We start from the raw sequence: 6,404 nt of genomic DNA, 5'->3' as shown, positions 1-6,404 counted from the left end.
TCCGGCGAGGACCTCGCCCTCCCCGAGGGGGAGGAACGGGGGCCGGCGAGGCGCTGCAGCTCGGCGACCAGGTGCGCCCGGAGGGCGGGCTCGGCCACGCGGAGGTAGCTGTCGACGGTCTCGTCGCCGCGGGGCGACCAGGAGATCACGAGCAGGCCGCCCTCCTCGACGACGCGGTCGATCACGTAGCTGCCCTGGCCCGCTCCGCGCAGGAGGGAGGCCGGGATCACCGTCTCGCGCTCGCCGACGGGGGCGATCACGACGCCGCGCTCGTGGAGGCGCAGCACAGCGTTGCCGCGGAAGCCGAGCCCCGGCAGCACGACGCGCTCGAGCGGCTGCTCGAAGCGGGTCGTGGCCACGTACGGGAGGTCGACGCGCTCGACCTCGGCGCCCAGCGAGGACGCGGGCACGGGCTCCGGCGCGAGGGCGGCCGAGCGGCGGCGCCGCGCGCGCCAGGAGAGCAGCATGCCGACGAAGACGAGGACGACGACCGCGGCGATGACGATCGTGATCGCGGCCCTATCCACGGGAGGCCTTCGCGGAGGCGGCGACGACCGCCGCGTCGACGAGCTCGCCGTCCAGCACGGTCGGGAAGCCCCGGTGGAGGGTGGCGACGACGCGGCCCGGCAGCTCGCGACCGAGGTACGGGGAGTTGCCGCTGCGGCCGCGCAGGTCCTCGACGGAGAAGCGGCGTCGCGCCTCCGGGTCGTAGAGCACGACGTTCGCGGCGGCCCCGACGGCGAGGGCGCGGTCGTAGCCGTCGAGCCGGCCGATGCGGGCGGGGGCGGAGGAGAGCACGCGCGCGACGTCGGACCAGCTCATCCGCCCGTCCTCGACGACGGCGGCGTGCACCACGCTCAGCGCGCTCTCGAGGCCGACCATGCCGAACGCCGCGGCGTCCCACTCGCAGTCCTTCGCCTCGACCGGGTGCGGCGCGTGGTCGGTGGCGACGATGTCGATGGTGCCGTCGGCGAGGGCCTCGCGGAGGGCGAGCACGTCCTCGTCGCGGCGCAGCGGCGGGTTCACCTTGAAGCGGGCGTCGTAGCTCGGCCCGTCCTGGCCGGCGACGGCCTGCTCGGTGAGGAGCAGGTGGTGGGGGGTGACCTCGGCGGTCACGTCGATCCCCCGGGCCTTCGCCCAGCGGATGACGTCGACCGAGCCCGCGGTCGAGACGTGGCAGACGTGCAGGCGGGAGCCCACGTGCTCGGCGAGGAGCACGTCGCGGGCGATGATCGCCTCCTCGGCCACGGCGGGCCAGCCCTGCAGGCCGAGGGCGCTGGAGACGGCGCCCTCGTTCATCTGCGCGCCCACGGTGAGCCGCGGCTCCTGCGCGTGCTGGGCGACGACTCCGTCGAACGCCTTGACGTACTCGAGAGCGCGGCGCATCAGCAGCGCGTCCGAGACGCACTTCCCGTCGTCCGAGAAGACCCGCACGGCCGCGCGGCTGCGGGCCATCGCGCCGAGCTCGGCGAGCGACTCCCCCGCCAGACCCACGGTCACCGCGCCGATCGGGCGGACCGTCGCGTAGCCGGCGTCCTCGCCCAGGCTCTGCACCTGCTCGACCACGCCCGCGGTGTCCTGCACCGGCGAGGTGTTCGCCATCGCGAAGACGGCGGTGAAGCCTCCGGCGGCCGCAGCTCGCGTGCCGGTGAGGATCGTCTCGCTCTGCTCGAACCCCGGCTCGCGCAGGTGGGTGTGCAGGTCGACCAGGCCGGGCAGCGCCAGCAGGCCGTCGGCGTCGATCACGCGGGCCCCGCGCGAGTCGAGGTCGGCGCCGATCTCGACGATCACGCCCCCGTCGATCAGCAGGTCGGCGGTCGACTCGTCGGCGAGCGTCGCCCCCGAGATCAGGATCCGCTCCGGCGCCGTGCTCTGAAGCGGCTGGGCAGTGCTCATCAGTGGACCTCCCGTTCGCCGGACAGCAGCAGGTAGAGCGCGGCCATCCGGACGGACACTCCGTTCGTGACCTGTTCGAGCACCGTGGAGCGGCTCGAATCGGCGGCCGCCGAGGAGATCTCGACGCCCCTGTTCATGGGTCCGGGGTGCATGACGATGGTATCGGGACCCAGCCGGGCGAGCCGCTCGTCGTCGAGGCCCCAGATCCGCGCGTACTCCCGGCCGTTGGGGAAGAACCCGCTCGACATCCGCTCGAGCTGGATGCGCAGGAGCATCACGACGTCGGGGAGCCCGGTGTCGATCGCCTCGTCCAGATCGAAGCGGATGGTCGCGGGCCAGTCGCGCGTGTCGACCGGCACGAGGGTCGGCGGTGCGACCAGGGTCACCTCGGCGCCCAGCGCCGTCAGCAGCCAGACGTTCGAGCGCGCCACCCGCGAGTGCAGGACGTCGCCCACGATCGTGACCGCGACGCCGTCGAGGCTCTTGCCGCGGGACGCGGAGGCGCCGTGCAGGCGCCGGCGGACGGTGAACGCGTCCAGGAGCGCCTGGGTCGGGTGCTCGTGGGTCCCGTCACCGGCGTTGAGGATCGACGCGTCGATCCAGCCGCTCGCCGCCAGAACCGCAGGGGCTCCGGAGGCGCTGTGGCGGATGACCACGCCGTCGGCGCCCATCGCGGCGAGCGTCTGCGCGGTGTCCTTCAGGCTCTCGCCCTTGGAGACGCTGGAGCCCTTCGCGCTGAAGTTGATGACGTCGGCCGAGAGCCGCTTCGCCGCCGCCTCGAACGAGATCCGCGTGCGGGTGGAGTCCTCGAAGAAGAGATTGACCACGGTCTTCCCGCGCAGGGTCGGCAGCTTCTTGACCTCGCGGTTCTGCACGTCCGCCATGTCCTCGGCGATGTCGAGGAGTGCGATCGCGCTCGCGCGGTCGAGGTCCCGGGTCGAGAGCAGGTGCTTCACGGAGCCGTCTCCTCGCCGGTGGCCTGCGACTCGATCGCGACCAGGTCCTCACCGTCCGTCTCGACGAGCCGGACGTTGATCCGCTCGCTCAGGCTGCTCGGCAGGTTCTTGCCGACGAAGTCCGCCCGGATCGGGAGCTCGCGGTGTCCGCGGTCGACCAGCGCGGCCAGCCGCACGGCTCGCGGACGGCCGATGTCGCTGAGGGCGTCCAGGGCGGCGCGGATGGTGCGGCCCGAGAAGAGGACGTCGTCGACGAGGACCACGGTTCGGCCGTCGATGCTCGCGGGGACGGCGGTGCGCGCGGGGGTGCGGACCGGGTGCCGGGAGAGGTCGTCGCGGTACATCGTCACGTCGAGGGAGCCGGCGAAGACGGGGGGCCCGTCCGGCTCGATCCGCGCGATCGTCTCGGCGATGCGCCTCGCGAGGGCGACGCCGCGCGTCGGGATGCCGAGGACGACCAGCGACTCGGGGCCGCGGTTCGACTCGAGGATCTCGTGGGCGATGCGCGTGAGCGCTCGCGTGATGTCAGCGCCGTTGAGCACGATTCGTGCCGTCACACCGACCTCCTTCCCCGCCTCACAGGACGGCTGTTAAAGGAAAAGCCGTGTCGAGTATAGGGGCCGACGCGCTGCCCGCCGGACGGGCAGCCCGGGAACGACCTCGGCCCGCCCGATCACGGGGATCCGGCGGGCCGAGCAGGTCGCCGGGGCGGGTCAGGCCGTCGTGCGGGACTCCGCGACGGAGGCGAGGAGCCCGTTGATGAAGCCCGCCGAGTCGTCGGTCGACAGCGACGTGGCGGCCTCGACGGCCTCCGAGATGGCGACGCCGTCGGGTACCGCGTCGTTGTGCAGGATCTCCCACACCCCGATCCGGAGGATCGCGCGGTCGACCAGCGGCATGCGCGAGAGTGTCCAGCCCTGGGCGAGCCGGGCGATCAGCTCGTCGATCTCGTCGGCGTGGTCGATGACCCCGTCGACGATCTCGCGGGCGTAGAGCCACGAGGCCTCACGGGCCGGCTCGTTCGCCGCCCGCTCGGCCTCGGCGCGCAGCGACTGGGCGAAGCTGATCTGCCGGACGTCGGCGTTGTAGAGGATGTCGAGGGCGCGCTTGCGCGCCTTCGTGCGAGCACTCACGGGAGGCCCGGCTCAGCTGACGCGGCCGAGGTAGTCGCCCGTGCGGGTGTCGACCTTGACCTTCGTGCCCTGCTCGAGGAACAGCGGGACCTGGATCTGGTAGCCGGTCTCGACCGTCGCGGGCTTGGTGCCGCCGGTCGAGCGGTCGCCCTGGAGGCCCGGCTCCGTGTAGGTGATCTCGAGGACGACCGAGGCGGGGAGGTCGATGTAGAGCGGGTCGCCGTCGTGCAGGGCGAGGGTCACGTTCTGGTTCTCGAGCATGAAGTTCGCCGCGTCGCCGACGACCGCCTCGGGGACGGTGATCTGGTCGTAGTCGCTGGTGTCCATGAACACGAAGTCCGCGCCGTCGCGGTAGAGGTACTGGAAGTCGCGGCGGTCGACGTTGGCCGTGTCGATCTTGGCGCCCGCGTTGAAGGTCTTGTCGACGACCTTGCCCGTGAGGACGTTCTTCATCTTGGTGCGGACGAAGGCGCCGCCCTTGCCCGGCTTGACGTGCTGGAAGTCGATGACGTTCCAGAGCTGGCCGTCGATGCTGAGGACGGTGCCGTTCTTGATGTCGGTGGTAGAGGCCATGCGAAGGGGGATCCGTTTCAGTGGAAGTCTGCGCCGGCGAGCCCGGTACGCGGGCGCGGCGATATCGGCCGGTCCGGCTGACCCGTCGAGTGTAGTCGACGCGGCCCCGTCGGCAGAGGAGTCTGGACGCCGCGTGCGAATCGCCCCAACGGCGCCGCCCGGGCTCAGCCGAGTCGGACCTACGATCCGATCTCCTGGTACGCCGCGAACAGCAGCGACGTCTCCGGCCCCTGCAGGATGCTCGGGCGGGCGATGTCGTCGAGGACCACGAAGCGGAGCATGCCCGCACGGGTCTTCTTGTCGCGCTGCATCGCGGCGAGGAGCGTCTCCCACCGTCCGAGCGGGTAGCTCGTCGGCAGGGTCAGCGACTCGAGGACCCGGCGCTGGCGGTCCACGACCGCGTCGCTGAGCGATCCGGTCAGGCGCGAGAGCTCGGCCGCGAACATCATCCCGACGGAGACGGCCGCGCCGTGGCGCCACTGGTAGCGCTCGGCGTGCTCGACCGCGTGCCCGAGGGTGTGCCCGTAGTTCAGGATCTCGCGCAGGCCCTTCTCGGTGAAGTCCTCGCCGACGACCCGCGCCTTGATCCCGATCGACAGTTCGACCAGGCTGCGGAACTCCTCCGACGTCGGGTCCGTGGCCAGGTCGATGTCGGACTCGATGATGTCGAGGATGCGCGGCTCGGCGATCATCCCGTACTTCACGATCTCGCCGAAGCCGGCCAGGATCTCGTTGCGCGGGAGGCTGGTCAGCACGTCGAGGTCGGCGACGACCGCCCGCGGCGCGTGGAAGGCGCCGACGAGGTTCTTGCCCTCGGCCGTGTTGATGCCGGTCTTCCCCCCGACGGCCGCGTCGACCATCCCGAGCACGGTGGTCGGCACCTGCACCAGGTCGACCCCGCGGAGCCAGGTGGCGGCGACGAAGCCGGCCAGGTCGGTGATCGCGCCGCCGCCGAAGCCGACGACCACATCCGTGCGGGTGAAGTCCGACTGCCCCATCACCTGCCAGCAGAAGGCCGCCACCTCCACGCGCTTCGCGGCCTCGGCGTCCGGGACCTCGGCGAGCAGCACCTCGTAGCGCTCGAGCAGGCTCTCGCGGATCTCGGCGGCGAGGACCGCGAGGGTCGGCGGGTGCACGATGAGCACCTTCGCGGCCCGGGGGCCGATCGCGTCGGCGAGGCCGTCGAGGAGTCCGCGCCCGACGTGGATGTCGTAGCCGTTCTCTCCGGCGACGGGGATGGCGGTGGTGCCGTCGTTCATGACTTTCTTCCGCTCGGGCGGCTCGTGGCCGCCGGGTCCGATGGTGCAGGGGTGGCGGAGGGGCGCTGCGCGCGCACCCACTCCGCGATCTCGGCGGCGATCAGGGTGATCGGCCGCCGGGAGGTGTCGACCACGGTGTCCGCGAGGGACTCGTAGACCGGGCGCCGCTCGTCGAAGATGCGGACCCAGTCGCCGACCCCGCCGCGCACCAGCGGGCGGGAGCCGGAGCCGAGCCGGTCGCGGACGGCCTCGGCCGTGGTGGTGAGGAGCACGACGGGCACGTCCGCGAGGTCGGCGCGCGTCGCGGGATCGAGCACCGCTCCCCCGCCGAGGCTCAGCACCACGTCGCGACGGACGGCGCGCTCGACGACACGGCGCTCCTCCCGGCGGAAGGCCGGCTCGCCGTGGGCGTCGAAGTAGGGGGCGATCGGGCCGTGGGTGCGCACGAACTCCGCGTCGGAGTCGACGAACCCGGCGCTCAGCGCCTTCGCGACCCGCTTGCCGATCGTCGTCTTGCCGGCGCCCATCGGGCCGATCAGGACGAGGCGGGCGCGGGCCGCGCCGATATCGTGACCCGCCATCAGCGG

The 6,404-nt window shown here is 72.4% G+C and carries 8 protein-coding genes; all 8 read right to left on the bottom strand.

Translation table 11 applies throughout. The annotated features are described in order from the left end of the window. A partial coding sequence (locus C5C99_RS15150; RefSeq protein ID WP_104340331.1) for a hypothetical protein occupies window positions 1-527 on the bottom strand: 527 nt, incomplete at its 3' end. Further along, window positions 520-1,896, bottom strand: a complete 1,377-nt coding sequence (locus C5C99_RS15145; protein WP_104340330.1) for a dihydroorotase — start codon at window positions 1,894-1,896, stop codon at window positions 520-522. The genes C5C99_RS15145 and C5C99_RS15150, both read right to left, overlap by 8 nt. Next, window positions 1,896-2,852, bottom strand: coding sequence for an aspartate carbamoyltransferase catalytic subunit (locus C5C99_RS15140; protein WP_104340329.1), 957 nt, complete (start codon window positions 2,850-2,852; stop codon window positions 1,896-1,898). The genes C5C99_RS15145 and C5C99_RS15140 overlap by 1 nt, the downstream gene beginning before the upstream one ends. After that, window positions 2,849-3,409, bottom strand: coding sequence for a bifunctional pyr operon transcriptional regulator/uracil phosphoribosyltransferase PyrR (pyrR, locus tag C5C99_RS15135; RefSeq protein ID WP_104224750.1), 561 nt, complete (start codon window positions 3,407-3,409; stop codon window positions 2,849-2,851). The genes C5C99_RS15140 and pyrR overlap by 4 nt, the downstream gene beginning before the upstream one ends. A 156-nt stretch (window positions 3,410-3,565) precedes the next feature. Further along, window positions 3,566-3,985 (bottom strand): transcription antitermination factor NusB, encoded by a 420-nt coding sequence (gene nusB / locus C5C99_RS15130; protein ID WP_104224751.1) that lies wholly within the window; start codon window positions 3,983-3,985, stop codon window positions 3,566-3,568. Window positions 3,986-3,997: 12 nt separating this feature from the next. Continuing rightward, complete coding sequence (gene efp, locus C5C99_RS15125; protein ID WP_068210208.1) at window positions 3,998-4,558, bottom strand: elongation factor P; 561 nt, start codon at window positions 4,556-4,558, stop codon at window positions 3,998-4,000. Window positions 4,559-4,737: 179 nt separating this feature from the next. Further along, window positions 4,738-5,817 (bottom strand): 3-dehydroquinate synthase, encoded by a 1,080-nt coding sequence (aroB, locus tag C5C99_RS15120; protein ID WP_104224752.1) that lies wholly within the window; start codon window positions 5,815-5,817, stop codon window positions 4,738-4,740. Beyond that, window positions 5,814-6,398, bottom strand: coding sequence for a shikimate kinase (locus C5C99_RS15115; protein WP_104340328.1), 585 nt, complete (start codon window positions 6,396-6,398; stop codon window positions 5,814-5,816). The genes aroB and C5C99_RS15115 overlap by 4 nt, the downstream gene beginning before the upstream one ends. Window positions 6,399-6,404 lie beyond the last annotated feature (6 nt).

Source organism: Rathayibacter sp. AY1C4, assembly GCF_002932195.1.
In the GTDB taxonomy this organism is placed as follows: Bacteria; Actinomycetota; Actinomycetes; order Actinomycetales; family Microbacteriaceae; genus Rathayibacter.
The sequence above is the reverse complement of the archived record's forward strand: the minus strand, read 5'-3'. Positions and strand labels throughout refer to the sequence as shown.

What these genes read in the sequence shown, in the direction of transcription:
- C5C99_RS15145 (WP_104340330.1), bottom strand. Translation starts at nt 1,896, where the DNA reads ATGAGCACTGCCCAGCCGCTTCAGAGCACGGCGCCGGAGCGGATCCTG.
- efp (WP_068210208.1), bottom strand. Translation starts at nt 4,558, where the DNA reads ATGGCCTCTACCACCGACATCAAGAACGGCACCGTCCTCAGCATCGAC.
- aroB (WP_104224752.1), bottom strand. Translation starts at nt 5,817, where the DNA reads ATGAACGACGGCACCACCGCCATCCCCGTCGCCGGAGAGAACGGCTAC.
- C5C99_RS15115 (WP_104340328.1), bottom strand. Translation starts at nt 6,398, where the DNA reads ATGGCGGGTCACGATATCGGCGCGGCCCGCGCCCGCCTCGTCCTGATC.